The organism is Phocaeicola vulgatus ATCC 8482 (assembly GCF_000012825.1).
Classification (GTDB): Bacteria; Bacteroidota; Bacteroidia; order Bacteroidales; family Bacteroidaceae; genus Phocaeicola; species Phocaeicola vulgatus.
In genome coordinates this window covers 3,312,165-3,333,746 of sequence record NC_009614.1, presented here as the reverse complement: position 1 = coordinate 3,333,746, position 21,582 = coordinate 3,312,165, and the positions used below count along the sequence as shown (strand labels likewise).

Sequence of the window (21,582 nt, the reverse complement as noted above, 5' to 3'; positions counted from 1 at the left end):
GGAAATATCCAAACTAATAAGATATGGCAAAGATAGTGAATATTTCAGAAATTCACCCTACTTTGGGTTTTACAGAATTTGATATTCTGGAAAAATACCGCAAGAGTTTTAATGAGAGTGAGCTTGGCAAGCTTCATTCGGTCTTTCCGTTTGAATGTATGGCAAAAGCCGCCGGCCTGTCGGACCGGCGCCTGGGACGCAGGAACAGATTCAGTCCTTCCGCAAAGATCGCCCTTATGGTCCTGAAGGCATACACCGGATTCTCCGACAGGCAACTGGTGGAACATCTGAACGGGAACATACACTACCAGATTTTCTGTGGAATTATGATTCCCCCGTCCCTTCCCATAACCAACTTCAAGATAGTCAGTGCCATCCGTAATGAGATAGCATCCCGCCTTGACATTGATTCTTTCCAGGAGCTCCTGGCTTCACACTGGAAACCTTATCTTGATAACCTTCACGTCTGCATGACCGATGCCACATGCTATGAAAGCCACATGCGTTTTCCTACGGACATGAAACTCCTTTGGGAAAGCCTCGAATGGCTCTACAGGCATATATGCCGGCATTGCAGGGAGCTGGGCATAAGGCGTCCGCGCAACAAATACAGGAATGTGGCGGAATCCTATCTGTCCTACTGCAAGAAAAGAAAGAGGAGAGCTTCAAGGACAAGAATGCTTAAGCGCCGTATGATCAAGCTTCTTGAAAAGCTCCTCAGTCAAAGGGATGGGATCCATAGCGAGTACGGTGCTTTACTCCGATATACCCAGGATTATCATAAGCGTCTTTCCATCATCAGAAAGGTGCTTGTACAAGAAAAGGAAATGTTTGAAGGGCGGAAAGTCAGTGACCGCATCGTCAGCATTGACCGTCATTATGTACGTCCCATCGTCAGAGGCAAGGAAAACAAGTCCGTCGAGTTCGGTGCAAAGGTCAATAATATACAGATAGACGGCATATCGTTCATCGAACACCTCTCGTTCAAGGCATTCAATGAGGGTATACGCTTGAAGGACTGTATCCGTATGCAGCAGAAGCTTATGAATGTAAGGGTAAGATGTGTGGCTGCCGATTCCATATATGCCAATAATGCCAACAGAAAGTTCTGTACAAAATATGGGATATCCACATCCTTTGTGCGCAAGGGAAGGGCGGCCAAAGATGAGCCTTTGAGGAAGGTGCTTAGAAGCGAACTCTCAAAAGAAAGGGCAACACGGCTTGAAGGAAGCTTCGGCACTCAAAAGCAACATTACTCGCTCTCAAGGATAAAGGCCAGAAACAGGAAGACGGAAATACTGTGGATTTTCTTTGGAATACATACGGCAAATGCCATACTGATGATAGAAAAAATCAGAAACAAAACAGCTAAAGCAGCATGATATGATTTTACTCACAGAATCAGAAGAGGTCATCAGACTTCTTCCGGAACGTCATGTCCTGTCGGATAGAAGTATGTGAGAAAGCACGGAAAAATGACAATAAGAAGGGCATATGAAATGGTCATGCCCTATCATCTTCATATGCCATCTTATTTTTTAGAGACATTTACTGAATATCCCTGAAATAGAATCTATCGTGATACGAACTGTTCCATAAGCTACTCTTACACATTACACTTCTTCAAGTGCGGACTTTACGAGAAAGATAAGAAAAATCCGTCAAAATCCGCACCTGACAAGAAGTATTGCAGGAAACTTCGGGGATACCAAAGAAACAGCAGAAGACCATCCTGTCAACGGAAAATAATATTGACTATCACTTGTGCGCCGACCTGCTTATTCAGATTTTTCACCAATAAATCACGCCCCATCATCAACTCTTGACGAAGCACGGATGAAGTGAGATGTACATAAAGAATTTGATTCTTAATATAAAGATTACTCGTATATTTAGTAATGGCAGGTCCCACCACATCTTTCCATGCCTGTATCAGACGATACTCGTTCAGTGGCGCCTCCAAAGCATTCTGCCGGAAGAATTTCCGAATCATTTCCCCTATTTGTTCCGCATCATTACGTTTCATTCAGCCATTTCCTTTCTTTCTGTCACTTCTCCGTCTTCTACAGCAAAGACTTTGTATTCTCTTTCTATCTTCTTCAATATTTTATCCAAATGATCCCGATTGGTATCCGTAATGAAAATCTGCCCGAAACGATCTCCGGCTACCAGTTTTACAATCTGTTCCACACGAAAAGCATCCAGTTTATCAAAAATATCATCCAACAACAATAAAGGAGTAGTATTGCCGCCCGTTTTCTTCAAAAAGTCAAACTGAGCTAATTTCAAGGCGATAAGATAAGTTTTGTTTTGTCCTTGTGACCCCTCCCGCTTTATCGGAAAATCCCCCAACTGCATAATCAAGTCATCTTTATGAACTCCCTTCAACGAATATCCCATTACACGGTCGCGCCGACGGCTCTCCTTGATAATATCCAGCAATCCCCCACTCATAGCATGAGATTCATACGCCAGATTCACTTTCTCTTTATCTTGAGAGATATAAGAATAAAAAGACTGGAAAGTAGGTATAAACTCAGCAATAAACTCACTACGCTTCTTAAAGACGACCTCACCCGCAGATGCCATCATCTCCTCCCATACCAGCATTAATTCCTCATCGAATTCCTGTTCCGATTTCAACAAAGCATTACGCTGCGTCAATGCTTTATTATAACGTATCAGCGCATCCAAATATTCCTTATCATATTGCGATATCACCACATCCATAAAACGACGGCGCCCGTCACTACCTCCTGCAATCAACTCCGCATCAGCAGGAGACACCATTACAAGGGGAATAAAGCCAATATGATCCGATAAACGGTTATATTCCTTTTTATTCCGCTTGAATTGCTTTTTCTGACGACGTTTCAATCCACAATATACCTCTTCCGGCTCACCTTGGTCTGTTTCATAGAAACCCTGAATTACAAAGAATTCTCCTTCATGACGGATATTTTGCGAATCAATAGGATTAGTGGCACTCTTACAAAAAGAAAGATAATAAACCGCATCCAGCAAATTTGTCTTCCCCATACCGTTTTGTCCGATAAAACAATTCATCTTCGGCGAGAATTCCAATTCCGCCTGCTCCAGGTTTTTATAATTCAATATCGAGATGCGTTTCAGTATCATAGAACTTCTATTTAATTGAGGATACAAAATTAGAGATAAAAACGGGAAAAACTAAAAAAATATGCCCGTAAATTTCATTAATACATAGAAATGAACTACTTTTGCTGACCGAAAAAGAATATCCGAAAAATAATAAAAAAGTAAATATAAAAATGGCAGAACAAAAACACACTCAGGACCCATTAGATATGGAAGAAGCACTGAGTACCTCAGAAGCATTCCTTATCAAGTACAAAGGAAGAATCCTTGGAACTATTGCAGCAGTAGTGATTATCATAGCTGGTTTCATGGGATATAAGCATTTTATTTCTGACCCCAATGAAGTAAAAGCATCAGAAGCTTTATTTAAAGGAGAACAATATTTCGGAGCTGATAACTTTGAAACCGCATTGAATGGTGACAGTATCGGTTACAAGGGTTTTCTGAAAGTAGCAGATGAATTCAGTGGAACCGCTGCTGGTAATTTGGCCAATGCTTATGCAGGTATCTGCTATGCACAGTTGGGTAAATATGAAGATGCAGTGAAATATCTGGATAAATTCAGCGCTAAAGACCAGCTGGTGAGCCCTGCCATTTTGGGAACTATCGGTAACTGTTATGCTGAAATGGGACAATTGGACAAAGCTGCAGGAACTTTGCTGAAAGCAGCGGATAAAGCAGACAGCCAGGCATTGAGTCCTATCTATTTGATCCAAGCTGGTCAATTGTTCGAAAAGTTGGGCAAGAATAGTGAAGCTGTTAAAGCATACACTTTGGTGAAAGAAAAATACTTCAATTCTTACCAGTCAATGGACATTGATAAGTACATCGAACGTGCATCCATCAAATAAGAAAAGAATATACCTTAATGATATAAAGAGGTTGTCTGCACCTGTGTACAGATAACCTCTTTCTTTTATTAAACCACTAAAACTAAAAAACAATGGCAACAGCGTATCATAACTTATCTGATTACGATTTCAATTCAGTTCCTAATGCAGAAAATATGCGTTTCGGTATCGTAGTATCCGAATGGAACAATAACATTACCGGCCCCCTATTGGAAGGAGCCATAAGTACCTTGAAGAAACATGGCGCAAAAGATAAAAATATTTTAGTACAAACAGTACCCGGCAGTTTTGAACTGACTTTCGGTTCTGCACAAATGATAAAAAGTGGAAAAGTAGATGCAGTGATTGCAATAGGCTGCGTAGTTCGTGGCGATACTCCGCACTTTGATTATGTATGTGCCGGTACCACTCAAGGTATTGCCCAACTGAATGCCGAAGGAGATATTCCTGTAATCTATGGTTTGATTACTACCAATACTATGCAACAAGCAGAAGACCGTGCCGGTGGAAGATTAGGAAATAAAGGGGATGAATGTGCAATAACTGCCATCAAAATGCTCGATTTTAAAGAGAAATTGCAAAAAACGCAGATTTTTTGAAAAAAAGTTCTTGTATAATTTGCATATTCAAAAAAAAGCCGTACCTTTGCATCGCAATTGAGAAACAAACCTACTCAATGAGAGAATTGAGATAGACTCTTAAAAGCGAATGGGCAAATACCAGAGTGGCCAAATGGGGCAGACTGTAAATCTGCTGTCTTTCGACTTCGGTGGTTCGAATCCATCTTTGCCCACAAAAAATTGCGGAAGTAGCTCAGTTGATAGAGCATTAGCCTTCCAAGCTGAGGGTCGCGGGTTTGAGCCCCGTCTTCCGCTCTATAGAAGAGATGATTTGATCATCTCTTCTTTTATTTTACACCGCCCCATTTTTTTCATTACTCAACAATGTTCCAAACTTTTCAACTTCTAATTTGTTATATCAATAACAACATTCCAATAGAAAAGACATTAAGTTATGAAGACGATTATTGACAAAGCCAACACGAGAGGTTATTTTAATCATGGATGGCTAAAAACTTACCACACATTCAGCTTCGCAGATTATTATAATCCCAGACGTATACACTTCGGTGCTTTGCGCGTATTGAATGACGATACAGTGGCTCCCGGAGAAGGTTTCGGCATGCACCCGCATAAAAATATGGAAGTAGTATCCATTCCTTTACAAGGATATTTAAGACACGGAGATAATGTACAAAATGAAAGTACCATCACCCCCGGAGAAATTCAAGTAATGAGTACAGGAACAGGTATCTATCACAGTGAATACAATGCCAGTAAAACCGAAGATCTGAAATTCCTGCAAATCTGGGTGATCCCTAATGTAGAGGAAACCAAACCTGAGTACCATAATTATAATATCCGCCCGTTATTGAAACGTAACGAACTGACAACTTTCATTTCTCCTTCCGGAAACACACCGGCACATCTGTTGCAGGATACCTGGTTTTCAATAGGTACATTTGATGCCGGACATAGTGTAATATACCGTATGCACAAACCTCGCACAGGTGTTTACATTTTTGTTATAGAAGGAGAGATTAATGTAGCAGGCGAAAACCTTTCACGCCGTGACGGTATCGGTATATGGGACATTGAAAGTGTCACTATCGAAGCCACTTCCGAAACACAGATACTGGCTATTGAAGTAGCTATGTAAACCATATTATTCATGGCGCAATCATCCAAACGGGAAATTTGCGCCACAAATACCTCTTTACGTCCTTATCTTAACCCCATTTTTCTACAAATTTTATACGCCACACGGTCTACAGAACAAAATTACACATCTAGCAGACCAACTCTTTCTTCAAACGAAAGTCCTAATACAAACAATTTTTGAAGGTATATACAATAATAAACAGATTATTCCCTCTCCCAATTATAAGACAGCCGGAGCTGTGTTCAAATATCCCTTATCTTTTAGTTTAGCAAAGATTCCGGTATTGACAATCTGTACACATATTCTAATCTTTATAATAAAAACAGGGAACAAACGGTATTCCACCATCAAATACTTGAGATATCCTCTACTATAAAAATAAGAACTTCCTTCTGAATGGCCGAACGCAATCCACTTTCCATCCATACACTGGCTTTTTGTAATAAACTCAATTGACACGCAAGCAAAATCAATAGAATAATAATTATACCTAACTCTATCTGTACTTTTCATTATAGTTTGTTTTTTCAAAGTAAAGATAAACAAGAATCAATAATTTACGGAAGTAAAACAGAGAGAGTCTTTCAACGACACAAACCTCAGATTATCTTTTAATTATAGATAATCTGAGATTCGTGTTGAAACAAAAGCTTTTTCAGAGTGTTTCTTAGAGTTCTATTGTCAATTCTACCGGACAATGATCTGAGCCAAAGATATCCGTATAAATATGTGCACCTTTCAACCTATCTTTCAGTGAATCGGAAGTGAGAAAATAATCAATACGCCAACCTGAATTCTTTTCACGGGCTTTAAAACGATAAGACCACCATGAATAGATTCCTTCCTGCTCTGGATAAAAATAGCGGAACGTATCCGTAAAACCGGACTCAAGCAAAGTGGTAAACTTGGCACGTTCCTCATCAGTGAAACCTGCATTTTTACGGTTTGTCTTAGGATTCTTCAAGTCTATTTCCTTATGCGCCACGTTCAGGTCACCACACACAATGACAGGTTTCTTTTCTTCCAGTTTTTTCAGATAGGCACGGAAATCATCTTCCCATTTCATTCTATAATCCAACCGTCGCAATTCTTCCTGCGAATTGGGAGTATACACAGTAATCAAATAAAACGATTCCAATTCAAGAGTGATTACCCGTCCTTCGTGATCATGCTCTTCTATGCCTAAACCGTATGTCACAGATAATGGTTTGACTTTAGAAAAGATAGCTGTGCCTGAATACCCTTTCTTTTCAGCATAATTCCAATAGGAGTGATAACCTTCAAACTTGGCATCCAGTTGCCCTTCCTGCATCTTTGTTTCCTGCAGGCAGAAAAAGTCTGCTTCTAAACGATGGAAAACATCAACAAAACCTTTATCATAACAGGCTCGCAAGCCATTTACATTCCATGATATGAATTTCAACATGATTCTTTTATTATTTGTAGATTAAAAACATTCCAGAACAAAAGTAAGTACAAAAGCATACTTATCAAAGCAAAAAAACTTAAAACAAAAAAGCGTCCTATTTTCGTAAACGAAACAGGACGCTTATCCTTATTAATTAAGGAAAATGTTTTCTCTATAATTACTGTGCCGAATCACTGGGAGCAGGAGTTTCTGTTGCAGCGTCATTTGTTTGCGGAGCAGCGAAACCTGAAGGTGCATTCAGCGGATTAGTAGCTCCTTCTTTCACTGCCTCTTCCATGATTACAGAAGAATCTGTATGAGCAGCAGGAACAAAATAAGCAGTAAGCACACTACATGCCACCATAAAAGCAGCTAACCCCCATGTTAATTTCTCAATAAAATCTGTAGTCTTGCGAACACCCATTATTTGATTTGAAGAAGCAAAACTAGAAGCCAAGCCTCCACCTTTTGAGTTCTGAATCAGTACGACGAAGCACATCAAAAGAGCTGCAAGCACAATTAATCCAATAAGTAATAAATACATTTTCTTTATTTTGATTTAGTGTTAATAATCAATTTCTCCAAAAATCTTATTTGGTCTGCAAAGTAAGCGTTTTTTTTTGGATATTTCAAATTTAATTTTTTAATAATTTCAAGAGCCTTAGAATATCTTTGCTGTTTAACGTATATTTTAGCCAATGTTTCAGTGAAATAGCTTTCATCCTCCATATCCTCTTCATTATCTTCCGACTCCTCTTCTTCAGAAACTTTATTCTTCACCGGTGCCGCCTCTTTTATTCCTAATTGAGGTAACAAAGGTTCCTCTGCCGACTTTTCAATGAAGTTGTCTATCAAATTCTGTCCTTTCATCTGAGGTATATCATCAGACACATGTTCTTCCTCATGCAATAAAAAAGAAGTATAATCTGTTGTTACATCCATTGGTAATTCCATAGCGGCGGCCTCTTCAGGCAAAGAAGAGAGAAAAGTATCGATCAATGAAAGAGTACGATCCAAACCAGCCTCTTCCTTAGGTAGGTCTTGTTTTTCAAAGGAAGATACAGTAAAGCGCTCCCCCTCTATCAGATAAAAAAGAATCTTGCGGTCAGCTACATACAATGCAGCCTTACGTAGTTCCTCACCAAATGTTATGTCATGCAATAAAAACAGATTCTTCAGATAAAGCAGTCTCACCGTCTGAAAATATGGATAACGCGCAAGCAGCGTCCGCAACTCGTACAAAGTATCCCGATTCAATCGTTCAGGATGCGTTATCCATTCATATAATTGTTGTTGTATCATGACGGAAAATCACTCACTACCAGTTTGCCACTGTAGCATTGAATATTTGCTCTACAATTTCTTTAATCATTTGGTTTACCAACTCATCCTGCACAGCACTTAACTGCTGATTGGAATTATATTCACGACTAGCCGAAAATTGCTGTCCGTTCATATTTTCCGTAGGATTGGAACTATTGACAAAATTCACTCTCACCGTCATACGCAATTCTACCATACTAGAATAGCCATCGGATCCAATTCCTTTATTAAATGCCTCATAATTCGTTATCTCACCAGACAATTGCAGGTCACCACTGCGCTTGACTTGCTTTAAACGAGTTTGTTGCATATAAATATCCTGTAATGCCGTATTGAACATATTCTCCATCGGTCCCCAAACAAAGCCAGCTGAACGGTTTGGGAAATTCTCAAACGAAATAGTCTTTACCTTTGTATAATCTATAGACGATCCGTTAAATTTATATGAAATAGAACAAGCAGTTACGATCCCCGCCAGTACCATCAACACACCAACTACTTTCAATTGTTTAATCCAAACCATATTCTTTTATTTTTCTATAAAGTGTTCGTTCTGAAATATTCAAATCTTTTGCTGCATTCTTACGCTTTCCATGATGACGGTCGAGCGCCTTACGTATCATTTCTTTCTCCACTTCGTCCAATGACAAAGTGGCTTCTTCTACAACCTCCTCCGTATCCTGAATATCATCTACTACAGGATGAGCCGGTTTGGCGGCAGAAATTATGGTAGGCGTAGCAGGCACCACTGTAGCAACTAAATTCCGTTGCGGTTCCTGATAATAAGAAACTGCCGTAGTAGCTGGTGCCGTCGGAACAGATTGCGCGCCACGTTCCGCCATCAGTGTATTGACTAACTTCTTCAAGTCAGTCACATCACGCCGCATATCAAACAACACCTGATACAAAATCTCACGCTCACTTTCAAAAGCCTTCCCTGTATTTGCTTTCACTCCAAACAAAGCAGGCAAACCAGAATTCACATGTTGCTCTGGTAAATAATTTCTCAAAATCTCTGCCGTTATATCCCGGTTAGTTTCAATAATAGATATCTGTTCAGTGATGTTTTTCAACTGGCGCACATTACCGGGCCACGAATAAGCCAGCAACAAAACTTTCGCATCTTCTGTCAACTGGATAGCCGGCATACGATATTTCTCAGCAAAATCTGATGCAAATTTACGGAAAAGTAAAGTTATATCATCTCCACGCTCACGCAAAGGAGGTATTTTAATAGGTACAGTGTTCAAACGATAATACAAATCCTCACGAAAACGACCTTCAGCAATGGCTTCCGTCAGATTCACATTGGTAGCGGCAACAATACGCACATCCGTTTTCTGCACTTTAGATGAACCTACCTTAATGAATTCACCACTTTCAAGTACACGTAACAGACGTGCCTGAGTAGCAAGAGGCAACTCTCCTACTTCATCCAGAAAAATGGTTCCACCATTGGCTTCGGCAAAATAGCCATTACGGTCACTGATAGCGCCCGTAAAAGCACCTTTTTCATGTCCGAAAAGCTCTGAATCTATAGTACCTTCAGGAATAGCCCCACAGTTCACCGCTATATACTGTCCATGTTTACGGCGACTGAACTGATGAATAATCTGTGGGAAATTTTCCTTTCCCACCCCACTTTCACCGGTGATCAACACTGACAAATCAGTGGGTGCCACCTGGATAGCCACGTCTATGGCACGGTTCAACCCTTCGGCATTACCAATAATACCAAATCTGAGCTTTACATTTTGTATTTCTGACCTAACCATATTCACTCTATTATATGACAAAATTACAAATTCTCAGGCAGACAACAAGAAATTATGGCAGAAAAATAAAAAATAAGACGTGGATTTCACGGATAGATACGGTCTTTAAAAGAAAAACCGTGAAAACCCGCGCAATCCACGCCCGAATAAAAAATCCTGTTATAAATTAGTCGATTTCTTGATCGGCCTCATAACCACCCATTTCACGAATGGCATTTTTCAAAATAGCATACTGCTGGAAGAGGTGATTGACAGGAATTTCGTTTTCAGTATAATCATGCATCGGACTCTTCAAGAAGAAACTCAAGAAACGTTGGATACCAAAACGTCCTGCACGTGCAGCCAGGTCACTCAACAATACAAGGTCCAAGCACAGAGGAGCAGCAAGAATCGAATCACGGCAAAGGAAATTAATCTTAATCTGCATTGGATACCCCATCCATCCGAAGATATCAATATTATCCCAACCTTCTTTATTATCATTACGAGGCGGATAGTAATTGATACGTACTTTATGATAGTAGTCTGTATACAAGTCCGGCTGATCTTCCGGAACAAGAATAGATTCCAGTGTAGATAATTTGCTGACCTCCTTCGTGTGGAAGTTAGCCGGCTCATCTAACACCAAACCATCACGATTACCTAAAATGTTTGTAGAGAACCAACCGTCCAAGCCTAAACAACGGGTTCCAATAATCGGTGCGAAACCTGATTTAACCAACGTTTGACCCGTCTTGAAATCCTTGCCGGCAATAGGCATTTTAGTCTTTTCAGCCAACTCCCACATAGCAGGAATATCAACAGTTGTATTAGGTGCTCCCATAATGAAAGGACATCCTTCCGACAGTGCAGCATAAGCATAGCACATAGACGGAGCGATATGAGCCTTATCATCATCTTTCATAGCCTGTTCCAATGCTGCCAATGTTCCGTGTATTTTTTCATCAACAGGAACATAAATCTCTGTAGAAGCAGCCCAAAGAACAACAATACGGTCACAATTGTTAGCCACTTTAAAATTGCGGATATCTTCACGCAACTGTTCCATCATATCCCAACGATTCTTGCAATCTTTCACATTATCACCATCCAGACGACTAGCATAGTTGTGGTCGAAAGCAGCTTTCATTGGAACTATTTTCTCCAATTCATCCTTTACAGGATTAATATCTTTCTCTTTTAAAACCTCAGCATTGACCGCTGATTCATAAGCATTAGCCGGATAAACATCCCATGCACCAAACACAATGTCATTTAAGTTTGCCAATGGAACAATTTCACCATAATGCAAATACTTTTTATTCTCTCCACGGCCAACACGCATTTTATCATATTGAGTCATAGATCCGACAGGTTTTGCCAATCCCTTACGAGCCATCAGCACACCTGTCATAAAAGTTGAAGTAACAGCGCCCAATCCAACACAAAGAACGCCTAATTTACCGGTTGCCGGTTTCACATTCATTTTTTCCATTCTAATTTCTTTGTTAAAATTGCATCTCATAGCAGAGATTAAGATAATTTGTGCCAAAGTTACACCTTCTTTTGAAAACTTCCATGCTTTTTCTAGTTTTTTTTGTAGCTTTGCGACCGTTTAATATAAATAGGTATGAATGATATTTGTTGCATAGGTCACATTACATTAGATAAAATAGTAACACCCAGAAAAACGACTTATATGCCCGGCGGGACTTCTTATTATTTCTCACACGGAATCAGTCACTTAAAGGATACAAAGCATTATCAGCTGGTCACGGCACTAGCTCCAAGTGAATTTAAAGCTGTTGAAGATATTCGTGCTAAAGGCATCAAAGTTACTGTTATTCCTAGTCACCGGACAGTGTATTTTGAGAATACATACGGTGAGAATCAAGACAACCGCAGCCAGCGGGTATTGGCTAAAGCCGATCCCTTCACCGTAGAACAACTAGAGAACATAAATGCTCATATTTTTCATTTGGGAAGTCTTTTAGCAGATGATTTCTCTTTGGACGTTGTGAAATATCTTTCTACCAAAGGTATATTAGCTGTAGATGCACAAGGGTACTTACGTGAAGTCCGAGGGGAAAAAGTTTATCCGATAGATTGGACAGACAAAGTAGAAGCACTAAAATATATTGACATTCTAAAGGTAAATGAACATGAAATGGAAGTGCTTACCGGTCAGACAGACATAAAACAAGCTGCCCTACAACTAGCAGAATGGGGAGTAAAAGAGGTATTGATTACATTGGGAAGCTTAGGGTCTATAATTTATGCGGAAGGTACATTTCATAAAATCCCTGCCTATCCTCCTAAAGACATAGTAGATGCCACTGGCTGTGGAGATACTTATGCTACCGGATATTTATATATGCGTAATAAAGGGGCTTCCTATGAAGAAGCCGGTTGTTTTGCAGCAGCTATGTCGACACTGAAACTAGAGGCATCCGGTCCTTTCAGCAAAACCGAAGAGGATGTATGGAATATCATCCGAACCAGTTCTTTAAAAGCTGAAAAAATTTAAGAAGAAATGGACAATCCCGATAAAGCCTAACAACTGTATCGGGATTATTCATTTCAGTTTCTTTCCACGTCAGCATACCACGAATAGAATAACACAATACAAAAAGAAACAAATGGTATGATGAATGATAAGGACATGGTACTATTATCTGCCACATAACCCATCAGCACAGGACCAACAGCCCCTCCTACGGGAGACATCATAAGGAAGGAAGAAGCCCGTTTGGTCTTTCCACCCAATCCCTTCAAAGATATGGCAAAAATAGTGGGAAACATGATGGCTTCGAACACGTATACCAAAAACAAGGCTATTAATGAAATCTTTCCTAAATTACAAACGATAAGAAAAGTAGCCATTACCGTCCCCAAAGCACAGCATAGCAGAACTCTCTCCGCACGGATTCGCTGCATGATCCAACTACCGGCAAAACGTCCGCACATAAACAATCCAAGTCCACCGAAAGAAAGTACTACCGCCGCATCCCGAGCATTCATCCACCCGTCATCCACCACATAATTGATAAAAAAACTATTAATAGAAATCTCCGCTATCTCATAACTGAATAGTGCCACTATTCCGAATAAGAATAATTTATGCGACCATAAACTTCTCTTAACCGTTTCTCCGTCAGCCAAATCGTCAACATGAACAATCTCCGGAAGTTTGATACGGGAAAAAATAAATCCCACTGCCAGTACAACCACTCCCATCAACATATAAGGATACGAGATATTTGCTTCTCCCTTCCCCGAGAACAATAACAGTCCTCCTACTAAAGGACCACAAATACATCCTAGCCCATTAAAAGACTGGGCCAGGTTCAACCGACTGGCAGCTGTTTCCCTATCCCCCAGTTCTGTCATATAAGGATTTGCAGCTGTTTCCAAAAAGACCAAACCGCAAGCAATGACAAACAAAGAGAACAGGAAAAATTCAAATGACATCCAATACTCGCCGGGAATAAACATCAAGGACCCGATTCCATAAAGCAACAATCCGAAAACAACTCCCTTACGATATCCATATTTGGTTATAAACAATCCTGCCGGAATAGCCATTATGAAATAGCCTAGATAAAACATCACCTGTACCATTGCCGAATGAGTACGGGTAATATCCATCACCTCTTGAAAATGTTTGTTCAATACATCAAGAATAGCATGTGCGAATCCCCATAAAAAGAACAAAGAGGTTACTAAAACAAAAGGAACTAAATAGTCCCTTTTCACCAATGCGTGTCTTTGTATTTCCATATCCTATTACAATAATGCAAGCAATTGAGCCAAGTCCGTAATAATTACATCAGGAACAGATTCGTCTATAACTTCTCCTCCCCAACCTTCTCCTTTCAACCAGGCAACGCGACAACCTACAGCTTTGGCCGGAACAACATCTTTTAAGAAAGAATCTCCGACCACCAGCACATTCTCTGCCGCAAATCCCATAGCATCTACTCCAAGTCTATAGATAGCAGGATCCGGCTTACGAACACCCACTACAGAGGATTCAATTATCTCATCAAAGAAATCCAAAAGTCCGAAATCCTTTAAAATAGTCTGTATATTGCCATAAAAATTAGAAACCAACACCAACCTATACTTCTTAGCCAACTCCTTCACTACCGGGCGTGTAACCTGCAATATATCCAACACATACCCATAACAGCTGTCTGCCACTTTCACTGCATAAGATTGCAGTTGCAACTCATCCATAGGCAACTTTCTCTGTTCCGCCAACCATTCCACCTGAAGTTTAGTCTTGATAGAAAGCACATCATGAAAATTATGCCAAGGCTGGACAAAAGGATATTTAGCCAACGCCCTTTCTCCAAAAACGTATGCCTCACGGAAACTTTCCTTATCCACCGGCACCTGATGTTCCATATACTTAGTCCACAACACTTCCGCCCAATGACAGCTGTTCGTATCTATTGTACCGCCATAATCAAATATAACTCCCTGAATATTTTTCAATGTATCCATTATCTTACTTATTAGCAGGTGTACCATTGCCGACTTTCATCAACAACACACCAATTACAATCCAAATCAATTCACGTACACGGGTTATCAATCCGGTATAAACCCCAAAAGCTCCCGGAATAGCCAACCCTCCTACCGCCAAAGCAAAGCCTCCTTCACGTGCGCCCAATTGCATAGGCGAGAAAAAGAACAAATTGGCAAACAAAGAAGTAAATGCCATAATTAAAATACAAGCTGGAAAACTGACATCCGTTGTCAGAATATTCAATATGAAATACACTTCCAGACATCCTATAATCCGAGCCATGAATTCCAGACTTAACGAGGCATAAAACGTAGATCTACGCTGTTTATGCAGTTCGGCTATCTGACTGTCCACACGTTCCAAAGCCTCGCGTTTATTTTCCGAAAAACGTTTAGCCCATTCTTTGATAAAAGGAATATGCTGAAGCAATTTTAAAGTACGGACAGCCATACCATTCTTGTAACCTTTCATAAAAAAATAAATGGCTAAAAGAGAAACCGCCCCCACAACAGCCAATATAGTTCCCATGGCAATATCTACCGGACGTAGAGCCAGATACAAAAAGATAGAAAAAAACCAAAAACAAAAATGCGAGAAAATATGCATCATCACATAAAGAATTACTGATGAAGTTGCCTTACTGGCCCCAACATAAGGAGTCAGCTCCATAATGCGGTAAGGCTCTCCTCCCATCAATCCCACCGGGGTGGCATAATTCAGTGCAAATCCGGAAACTGTCAGTTTATAAACTTTCCAAAATGGAATAGGTGTTCCCTTTTTTCCATCCCGGATGATAATATACCAAGAAAGGGTATTGAACAGATAAATAATAATCCATAACCCTACCACAGCCGGCAACCACATTCCCGCCCGGCGCAAATTAGCCAGTAGTTCATCATACTCCATATCAAAAGAACAAAGCATCACTACGATGGCTGCAATTCCAAACATCAGGAATATATTTCTATACTTACTTTTCACTTCGTTATGTATTTATGATACAATCGTGCGCAAATCGCCTCATGGCAATGACGCATATATACAAACAAAGAGGTCATCACAACAACCTCGAACACAAAATACAACCATGGTTCGCCAATCAACAAACTGATATATAGAGCAATGGCACGTGTATTAAAAGTCAAGATATTGGTATATTTCATCAAAGGTTTGCTAGCCGCACGAAATTCATCCCGTAATTCCTGTGGAATATTGTCTCCATACTTTTCCTTCACCAATGCATAAAACTGTTGGAAATTAGGAGTCATTCTTTCCTGCTGACGTGTATAATTACCATAGAAATACAAGAAAGCTTTCCACCAGAAGTTTCCCTTCCACGGCAGACTGTAGAAGATTTCACGCTGTTGTTTGAAATTATCCAATTCGCTTCCGCTTTTCCCTTTTAAAAAGTATAAATGAATATTACGATAATAATCCGCCAATGTACATTGTTTGCTATGACAAACAGTACCCGAAACAATAGCCAATATCCAAATAAAAATACCCCAATGCATGCCGTCACCAATATGAAACGGCATGGGTTGGTTCATCAGTCTGAGACAAATTGCCGCATAAATGGTAAAGAACCAAATATCACCGGCAAATCCATCCAACATACGCCCCCACTGGGTTTTCTGTCCTGTCAGACGCGCCAATTGTCCATCCGCACTGTCATAATGATTCGCCCACATCAACAAAAGTATACCCAAAAGAGTATGTTTCATATCAGGATAATAAAACATCACACCAGCACCTATACCTAAAATGATAGAAAAAATGGTTACCACATTAGGGTGTACCTTTAGTTTTTTAAAAAATAATGCCCATGCATAACCTATGGGACGGTTGAAATAAATATCCAGGAACTCCTCTGTGTCCATGGATTTGAAAGAAGCCTCTATTCCTTTCTTCTCACTTTCTGTACTCATGTCTTTTTTATTTCATTTGCTTTTTAGCCCGTTTATAAATGCACTCTGCAATTTTACCTCCCGCTTCCTCACGGCAACGGGCAAAGCTGGGCCAGTCGTTAAAATCGATTATTCGCAGTGTGCCATCAGCTGAAATCACACAATCACCTCCGTAAATGGGCACATTCAGCGCCTCGGCAGCTTTATCACTTTGTATTTTCAATTCCTCTACGCTAAAAGGAATTCCTTTAGCTATCCCATTTATTTTCTCCAGACCAAACTTGCTGTGCGAACAAGGAGAGGGATAAAACCAATAAAAAAAATCAGTTCCATGCACTCCGTAGAATTTTACCAAGTCACCTTGCAAGTGTTCGTTTATGACTGCAACAGGAATACCGCGTTTACGGAAATCAGCCAATATATTTTCTACCTCTTCCTTACAGGTGGCGTAGGCAACATCTTCTTTCACCATAGCGTGAGAGTCACCTCGTTTCACCCAACAAGGATAACAATTTTCCAAATACTCATCTGCCGTAGAAATTATAAAACTTTGCGGATGAGGAACCCCGTTCTTTATAAGTAATTCTGTCATTGGCTTACGCACACAATTATCTATACCGTAGGCAGAGTTTATCACCAATGCACCTTCATCCTCCAAAGACCTCAAACGAGCTATCGTTACCTTATCACGGGCCATATCAAAAATAATATCTCCCTTGACACCCTGTTCCACGAAATCTTTCTCCGCATAAACTTTCACCTCACAGCCCAACCGCCGCAATTCCTCCGTCACCTTATAAAATATGGCGGCATCATTGTCTACATGATTGGGGGAATATTCATTTCCACGGCTTACCCCTATTATTGAAATTACATCCATTCCTTCTGTTGTGTTTAAGTTACTCCTCTTTACCGGCTAGAAAATTTTCAGCTTTCACGATATCACCAGCATGATCTACATCCAAAATTTTTGTAAAAGGATAAGCCTTTAATTTCAAGCCGTCGGCTACCAACTGTCGTTGAAAGTTACGCATACGTGACATACCTTTCTCCATACACCCATGCAACGTCTTAACGGCTGCCGGGGTCAGACAATAAATGCCTCCAGATATATAACGGCATTCGGGAGTCGCCTCATCATGGAAACCTGTTATATCCAAAGCACTGTCCGTAGATATATAAAGCGGTTTTTCATCATCTATAAAATCCGTTACCGCCATATACCCATCTGTTTCCGATTGTTTGAACGTTTCAATAAAAGTCGAAAACTCTTCTTCACGGAATATAGTATCCACAGTAGTCAAGCAGAATTTATCATCCTGCAAATAAGGGCTCAGTTCATAAAAACTGTGCATGGAACTGGGGGTAGTTTTCACAACTACTTCCAATGGGATCTCTGCTTCTGCCTGTAGTTTTGCCAAATGCTCTTTTGTCAATGGACTTTCATTATTAATAATGACAACCACCTTATCAGCTCCGTTACGTACAAAAATCTGTATCAAGCGATCAATCATGGCAACTCCGTTCAGTTGCACCAAAGGTTTGGGCAAAGCAACCCCTTCTTGCGAAAGCCGGGAACCTTCACCCGCTGATATAATTGCAAATTTCATTTCTACTTTTTCTTGAAATTATATTTTAAACCGATCGTCCATTAATCTTCATCATCAATGGTGTCCAATTTCAATTTATCGCTATCATCCCGTTTTTCATAATATTGTTTACGCAGCGGATGTGCATGAATCTCTTTCTCGACAACACGGTTACGGAAAACATCCATAGCCACATAAATAGCCTGGCGAAAAGAATCTTCCAAGGCAACCCCTTGCCCGGCAATATCATACGCAGTACCATGTGCCGGAGAAGTACGTACAATGGGAAGTCCCGCAGTGTAATTCACTCCTTCATCCATTGCCAAAGCTTTGAAAGGAGCCAATCCCTGATCATGATACATAGCTAGAATTCCATCAAAATGAGTATAGTTGCCAGATCCCATAAAGCCATCGGCCGGATAAGGTCCGAAACACTGAATGCCTTTGGCAACCATTTCCTTCATTGCCGGAATTATAATATCACTCTCTTCCGTACCAATCAATCCCTCATCACCCGCATGAGGATTTAATGAAAACACAGCTATACGCGGACTGTCGATGCCAAAATCCTCTTTTAAAGAACGATGGAAAACAGTCAATTTTTCCATAATAAGTTCCTTGGTAATATCTTGTGCTATCTCGCGTACAGGAACATGACCAGTCACCAAAGCTACCCGGAAATCATTCTTCAGCAAAATCATTAACGCCTTCTGTCCTTCCCCCACACGCTCTTCAATATATTCCGTATGACCGGGGAAATGAAAACTTTCCGACTGAATGGTATGCTTATTGATAGGAGCAGTTACCAAAACATCAATCATTCCCTCCCGATAATCCTGCAAAGCTCTCTCCAACGCATCCAAAGCTGCTTTACCAGCCTCCGGTGTCGGTTTGGAGAGCTCCACCTTCAATTCGTCTTCCGTACAATTCACGATGCTCAGTTTATCCGGCTGAGCATCATCTGCAGAATTGACAATACTGAAATTTGTTTGAATATCCATTGCTTTACGATGATAAGCAGCCACTTTAGGCGATCCATAAATAATGGGTGTACAAAGTTCCAGCATGGTAGGATCCGAAAAAGTTTTGAGAATTACTTCATATCCTACTCCGTTGATATCCCCATGAGTAATACCAACTCGTATCTTGTAGTTATCTTCCATCTATATTATATATTATATGTCTCTTCTTACTTTACCCGGCTTGTTGTATCTATTTTTTCTTCCGGAATATTACCACTAATTACAATTTCGTCAATCAAGCTTTCATTGGGCAATCTCAATGTATAAAGTGAAGCTTCCATCTGACGCATCAGATTACGTTTCAATTTATCCGGTGAATAGATAAAGGCCTCAACCACAACGACACGGCCGTTAGCACGATCCACCCGTGCATGAGACACAAACGGACCTCCCATCATGTCACCTTCCATTTCCCATAATCCGCGGGCTTCTTGCGCATACTCTCCTTTTACAACAATATCTTCCACATCTACAAACATAGAGTCTGTTGCCATATACATTCCTTCGCGTTCACCCGGAATATTTGCTTTCATTACAGAATCACGTTTATGAATGAAATAATCTTTAGTAAAGGTATCCTTGTCCGTATAAGGATAAGAGTACATTACAAAATTCATATCCGCTGTAGCACGATTAGTAGAAGCCCACAAAAAATCTTTGCCTTCTTTATAGTTAGCCAGTTCTACCGGCACCCAGATATCACAATCAAAAATACTTCCTACCTTAGTGGAAATCACATCGCTATGTTTTTGTTTCAACAAAGTTATCTGACGATTCATCTCAGCTTTCACAAAGAAATCTATAATCACTTTACTGTTCTTTGCTACAAATTCCTCAAATTCGTCTTCATTAGGAGCCTGAATTGTCATAATCATCTGCGGAGACGCATAAACATCACGGGAAAACTTGAGTTTGGGCTGAGTATAAATATCTTGAATATCCACAATGATGATATTACGGAATATTTTCAGCACACGGTCAAAATGCTGAGGGTCCACATTTGATATACGAAACGAACGTTCCGCCTGGGGCAGTCCGGGCACATTGGTATCCAATACATCAAACAATGCACGTCCTGCAGGACGATCCCATACAGGTTTATTTACTACGACCAATACTTCGTAAGGCCTACCGCTGGACGTGGGGGTAAACAAGTTCTTTTGTCCCTTCTTACAAGAAGCCAGTACCAGAACCACCAGCACCAAACTTAAATAAAATGCTATTCGTTTCATAATTATATGGTATTATTGTTGTTATTTACTGTAATGTAACACCTTTCTCCTTCTGTTGTTTAGCCGTAGACAACATTCCACAAGCAGCAAAAATATCTTCTCCTCTTGAAGCACGGATCGTAGCAAATACGCCATGCTGCGTCAAGTAATCACGGAAGGCAACCATTGTTTCCATATCTACCCCTTCCAAATCCACATTAGGAATGGCATGAAACCGGATCAAATTGACACGACATTCAATGCCGCGCAAAAGTTTCACAATCTCTTTAGCGTAAATAAGTGAATCGTTCACCCCTTTGAATACGATATACTCAAAAGACAGACGCCGCTGTTTGCTAAAATCATAATTATGCAATATATCAATAATTTCCGTAATGGAAAAAGCTTTCTCGGCAGGCATTAAATCCCTTCGTTGCGAAGGAATCGGAGTATGCATACTGATAGCCAGATGACAATCACTTTCATTCAGAAAGCGCTCCAGTCCTTTCTTTAAACCCACAGAAGAAACAGTGATGCGTTTCGGGCTCCAACCGTAACCATATTCTGAAGTCAGAATCTCAAGCACTTTCAACACCTCATCCAGATTGTCGAAAGGCTCTCCCATACCCATGAAAACAAGATTAGTCAGCTTTTCCCTTTCAGGAATAGAATAGATCTGGTTTAATATTTGATGGGCACTCAGATTAGCTGTAAAACCTTGCTTCCCGGTCATACAGAACTTACAATTCATCTTGCATCCCACTTGCGAGGAAACGCAAAGAGTAGCCCGGTCCTCATCGGGTATATAAACCGCTTCAATAAAATTATGAGCCGGTGTACGGAAAAGATATTTCACCGTACCGTCTACCGAACGCATTTCTTCCACCGGAGCAGATGCTCCCACCTCATACCCTTCTTTCAATGCTTCGCGATGCTTTAATGACAAATTGGTCATTTCGTCTATCGTTTCCACCTTTTTATCATACAACCAAGACGTAATCTGCTTTGCGGCAAATTTAGGCATTCCCAGATTCCTCACAATCTGTTGAATCTCATCCAATGTCCTGCCAAGTAATGCTGTTTTCGGAGTTTCCATTTATATTTAAAAGACAATTAGCGTACAAAGGTAGAGAAAAAATAAGAT

The 21,582-nt window shown here is 40.3% G+C and carries 23 protein-coding genes and 2 tRNA genes; 7 read left to right on the top strand and 18 right to left on the bottom strand.

Annotation, left to right across the window (positions count from 1 at the left end; translation table 11 throughout):
* Positions 1-23: 23 nt before the first annotated feature.
* Entirely contained in the window at positions 24-1,382 is a 1,359-nt protein-coding gene (locus tag BVU_RS13200; RefSeq protein WP_011965174.1) for a transposase, read from the top strand.
* 353 nt (positions 1,383-1,735) lie between these two features.
* Here the strand turns inward: BVU_RS13200 and BVU_RS13195 are convergent, their stop codons facing one another.
* Both BVU_RS13195 and recF read right to left on the bottom strand, forming a co-directional pair.
* Positions 1,736-2,026, bottom strand: coding sequence for a DUF721 domain-containing protein (locus BVU_RS13195; protein ID WP_005847373.1), 291 nt, complete (start codon positions 2,024-2,026; stop codon positions 1,736-1,738).
* The gene (gene recF / locus BVU_RS13190) at positions 2,023-3,138 is read right to left on the bottom strand and encodes a DNA replication/repair protein RecF (protein ID WP_005847371.1); all 1,116 of its coding nucleotides are present in this window, start codon (positions 3,136-3,138) and stop codon (positions 2,023-2,025) included. Before recF ends, BVU_RS13195 begins: the two co-directional genes overlap by 4 nt.
* Before the next feature lie 152 nt (positions 3,139-3,290).
* On the opposite strand from recF, the gene BVU_RS13185 reads away from it, so the two are divergent.
* The 5 genes from BVU_RS13185 to BVU_RS13165 all read left to right on the top strand — a co-directional run bounded on the left by BVU_RS13185 (position 3,291) and on the right by BVU_RS13165 (position 5,687).
* A complete protein-coding gene (locus BVU_RS13185; RefSeq protein ID WP_005848164.1) occupies positions 3,291-3,968 on the top strand; it encodes a tetratricopeptide repeat protein in 678 nt (225 codons plus the stop codon).
* Between the two features lie 92 nt (positions 3,969-4,060).
* Positions 4,061-4,567 (top strand): 6,7-dimethyl-8-ribityllumazine synthase, encoded by a 507-nt coding sequence (ribH, locus tag BVU_RS13180; RefSeq protein WP_005848165.1) that lies wholly within the window; start codon positions 4,061-4,063, stop codon positions 4,565-4,567.
* 111 nt (positions 4,568-4,678) lie between these two features.
* Positions 4,679-4,761 (top strand) — tRNA-Tyr (locus BVU_RS13175).
* 9 nt (positions 4,762-4,770) lie between these two features.
* A tRNA-Gly gene (locus BVU_RS13170) sits at positions 4,771-4,843 on the top strand.
* A gap of 139 nt (positions 4,844-4,982) precedes the next feature.
* Positions 4,983-5,687, top strand: a complete 705-nt coding sequence (locus BVU_RS13165; RefSeq protein ID WP_005847365.1) for a pirin family protein — start codon at positions 4,983-4,985, stop codon at positions 5,685-5,687.
* Positions 5,688-5,909: 222 nt separating this feature from the next.
* On the opposite strand, the gene BVU_RS13160 is transcribed toward BVU_RS13165, so the two are convergent.
* The 7 genes from BVU_RS13160 to BVU_RS13130 all read right to left on the bottom strand — a co-directional run bounded on the left by BVU_RS13160 (position 5,910) and on the right by BVU_RS13130 (position 11,670).
* The gene (locus tag BVU_RS13160; RefSeq protein ID WP_011965658.1) at positions 5,910-6,203 is read right to left on the bottom strand and encodes a hypothetical protein; all 294 of its coding nucleotides are present in this window, start codon (positions 6,201-6,203) and stop codon (positions 5,910-5,912) included.
* Positions 6,204-6,357: 154 nt separating this feature from the next.
* On the bottom strand, positions 6,358-7,116 hold the full coding sequence (locus BVU_RS13155; RefSeq protein WP_005847361.1) for an exodeoxyribonuclease III: 759 nt from the start codon (positions 7,114-7,116) through the stop codon (positions 6,358-6,360).
* 160 nt (positions 7,117-7,276) lie between these two features.
* Complete coding sequence (gene secG / locus BVU_RS13150; RefSeq protein WP_005847359.1) at positions 7,277-7,642, bottom strand: preprotein translocase subunit SecG; 366 nt, start codon at positions 7,640-7,642, stop codon at positions 7,277-7,279.
* Positions 7,643-7,647: 5 nt separating this feature from the next.
* Positions 7,648-8,400 (bottom strand): hypothetical protein, encoded by a 753-nt coding sequence (locus BVU_RS13145; RefSeq protein ID WP_005847357.1) that lies wholly within the window; start codon positions 8,398-8,400, stop codon positions 7,648-7,650.
* 16 nt (positions 8,401-8,416) lie between these two features.
* Positions 8,417-8,944: an LptE family protein gene (locus BVU_RS13140; protein WP_005847355.1), complete on the bottom strand. Its 528-nt coding sequence runs from the start codon at positions 8,942-8,944 to the stop codon at positions 8,417-8,419.
* Positions 8,931-10,196, bottom strand: a complete 1,266-nt coding sequence (locus BVU_RS13135) for a sigma-54 interaction domain-containing protein (RefSeq protein ID WP_005847353.1) — start codon at positions 10,194-10,196, stop codon at positions 8,931-8,933. Before BVU_RS13135 ends, BVU_RS13140 begins: the two co-directional genes overlap by 14 nt.
* A gap of 166 nt (positions 10,197-10,362) precedes the next feature.
* Positions 10,363-11,670: an inositol-3-phosphate synthase gene (locus BVU_RS13130; protein WP_005847351.1), complete on the bottom strand. Its 1,308-nt coding sequence runs from the start codon at positions 11,668-11,670 to the stop codon at positions 10,363-10,365.
* A gap of 135 nt (positions 11,671-11,805) precedes the next feature.
* Here BVU_RS13130 and BVU_RS13125 point away from each other — a divergent pair, with 135 nt between their 5' ends.
* Positions 11,806-12,702, top strand: a complete 897-nt coding sequence (locus BVU_RS13125; RefSeq protein ID WP_005848170.1) for a PfkB family carbohydrate kinase — start codon at positions 11,806-11,808, stop codon at positions 12,700-12,702.
* A 53-nt stretch (positions 12,703-12,755) separates the two neighbouring features.
* Here the strand turns inward: BVU_RS13125 and BVU_RS13120 are convergent, their stop codons facing one another.
* From BVU_RS13120 to rlmN, 9 genes are read right to left on the bottom strand one after another with little or no spacing between them, the layout of a single operon-like run.
* Positions 12,756-13,955: a sugar MFS transporter gene (locus tag BVU_RS13120; RefSeq protein WP_005847347.1), complete on the bottom strand. Its 1,200-nt coding sequence runs from the start codon at positions 13,953-13,955 to the stop codon at positions 12,756-12,758.
* Positions 13,956-13,961: 6 nt separating this feature from the next.
* Positions 13,962-14,684: an HAD family hydrolase gene (locus tag BVU_RS13115; RefSeq protein WP_005847345.1), complete on the bottom strand. Its 723-nt coding sequence runs from the start codon at positions 14,682-14,684 to the stop codon at positions 13,962-13,964.
* A 4-nt stretch (positions 14,685-14,688) separates the two neighbouring features.
* On the bottom strand, positions 14,689-15,690 hold the full coding sequence (locus BVU_RS13110) for a lysylphosphatidylglycerol synthase transmembrane domain-containing protein (protein ID WP_005847343.1): 1,002 nt from the start codon (positions 15,688-15,690) through the stop codon (positions 14,689-14,691).
* Entirely contained in the window at positions 15,687-16,637 is a 951-nt protein-coding gene (locus tag BVU_RS13105) for a CDP-alcohol phosphatidyltransferase family protein (RefSeq protein WP_005847341.1), read from the bottom strand. Before BVU_RS13105 ends, BVU_RS13110 begins: the two co-directional genes overlap by 4 nt.
* A 7-nt stretch (positions 16,638-16,644) precedes the next feature.
* Positions 16,645-17,496: a hypothetical protein gene (locus BVU_RS13100; RefSeq protein WP_005847337.1), complete on the bottom strand. Its 852-nt coding sequence runs from the start codon at positions 17,494-17,496 to the stop codon at positions 16,645-16,647.
* 19 nt (positions 17,497-17,515) lie between these two features.
* A complete protein-coding gene (locus BVU_RS13095; RefSeq protein WP_005847335.1) occupies positions 17,516-18,226 on the bottom strand; it encodes a nucleotidyltransferase family protein in 711 nt (236 codons plus the stop codon).
* Between the two features lie 41 nt (positions 18,227-18,267).
* A complete protein-coding gene (gene pdxA / locus BVU_RS13090; protein ID WP_005847333.1) occupies positions 18,268-19,368 on the bottom strand; it encodes a 4-hydroxythreonine-4-phosphate dehydrogenase PdxA in 1,101 nt (366 codons plus the stop codon).
* A gap of 26 nt (positions 19,369-19,394) precedes the next feature.
* Positions 19,395-20,459 carry a DUF4837 family protein gene (locus BVU_RS13085; protein WP_005847331.1) on the bottom strand — a complete coding sequence of 355 codons (1,065 nt, stop codon included), beginning with the start codon at positions 20,457-20,459 and terminating at the stop codon, positions 19,395-19,397.
* A gap of 25 nt (positions 20,460-20,484) precedes the next feature.
* A complete protein-coding gene (gene rlmN, locus BVU_RS13080) occupies positions 20,485-21,534 on the bottom strand; it encodes a 23S rRNA (adenine(2503)-C(2))-methyltransferase RlmN (protein ID WP_005847329.1) in 1,050 nt (349 codons plus the stop codon).
* Between the last annotated feature and the right edge of the window lie 48 nt (positions 21,535-21,582).

Bases quoted from the DNA above. Each gene is read 5' to 3' on its own strand.
- BVU_RS13185 (WP_005848164.1), top strand. From the start codon at position 3,291: ATGGCAGAACAAAAACACACTCAGGACCCATTAGATATGGAAGAAGCA.
- BVU_RS13085 (WP_005847331.1), bottom strand. From the start codon at position 20,459: ATGAAACGAATAGCATTTTATTTAAGTTTGGTGCTGGTGGTTCTGGTA.
- BVU_RS13165 (WP_005847365.1), top strand. From the start codon at position 4,983: ATGAAGACGATTATTGACAAAGCCAACACGAGAGGTTATTTTAATCAT.
- BVU_RS13200 (WP_011965174.1), top strand. From the start codon at position 24: ATGGCAAAGATAGTGAATATTTCAGAAATTCACCCTACTTTGGGTTTT.
- BVU_RS13160 (WP_011965658.1), bottom strand. From the start codon at position 6,203: ATGAAAAGTACAGATAGAGTTAGGTATAATTATTATTCTATTGATTTT.
- BVU_RS13145 (WP_005847357.1), bottom strand. From the start codon at position 8,400: ATGATACAACAACAATTATATGAATGGATAACGCATCCTGAACGATTG.
- pdxA (WP_005847333.1), bottom strand. From the start codon at position 19,368: ATGGAAGATAACTACAAGATACGAGTTGGTATTACTCATGGGGATATC.
- secG (WP_005847359.1), bottom strand. From the start codon at position 7,642: ATGTATTTATTACTTATTGGATTAATTGTGCTTGCAGCTCTTTTGATG.
- BVU_RS13105 (WP_005847341.1), bottom strand. From the start codon at position 16,637: ATGAGTACAGAAAGTGAGAAGAAAGGAATAGAGGCTTCTTTCAAATCC.
- recF (WP_005847371.1), bottom strand. From the start codon at position 3,138: ATGATACTGAAACGCATCTCGATATTGAATTATAAAAACCTGGAGCAG.
- BVU_RS13140 (WP_005847355.1), bottom strand. From the start codon at position 8,944: ATGGTTTGGATTAAACAATTGAAAGTAGTTGGTGTGTTGATGGTACTG.
- BVU_RS13195 (WP_005847373.1), bottom strand. From the start codon at position 2,026: ATGAAACGTAATGATGCGGAACAAATAGGGGAAATGATTCGGAAATTC.
- ribH (WP_005848165.1), top strand. From the start codon at position 4,061: ATGGCAACAGCGTATCATAACTTATCTGATTACGATTTCAATTCAGTT.
- BVU_RS13155 (WP_005847361.1), bottom strand. From the start codon at position 7,116: ATGTTGAAATTCATATCATGGAATGTAAATGGCTTGCGAGCCTGTTAT.
- BVU_RS13100 (WP_005847337.1), bottom strand. From the start codon at position 17,496: ATGGATGTAATTTCAATAATAGGGGTAAGCCGTGGAAATGAATATTCC.
- BVU_RS13135 (WP_005847353.1), bottom strand. From the start codon at position 10,196: ATGGTTAGGTCAGAAATACAAAATGTAAAGCTCAGATTTGGTATTATT.
- BVU_RS13130 (WP_005847351.1), bottom strand. From the start codon at position 11,670: ATGGAAAAAATGAATGTGAAACCGGCAACCGGTAAATTAGGCGTTCTT.
- rlmN (WP_005847329.1), bottom strand. From the start codon at position 21,534: ATGGAAACTCCGAAAACAGCATTACTTGGCAGGACATTGGATGAGATT.
- BVU_RS13115 (WP_005847345.1), bottom strand. From the start codon at position 14,684: ATGGATACATTGAAAAATATTCAGGGAGTTATATTTGATTATGGCGGT.
- BVU_RS13125 (WP_005848170.1), top strand. From the start codon at position 11,806: ATGAATGATATTTGTTGCATAGGTCACATTACATTAGATAAAATAGTA.
- BVU_RS13095 (WP_005847335.1), bottom strand. From the start codon at position 18,226: ATGAAATTTGCAATTATATCAGCGGGTGAAGGTTCCCGGCTTTCGCAA.
- BVU_RS13120 (WP_005847347.1), bottom strand. From the start codon at position 13,955: ATGGAAATACAAAGACACGCATTGGTGAAAAGGGACTATTTAGTTCCT.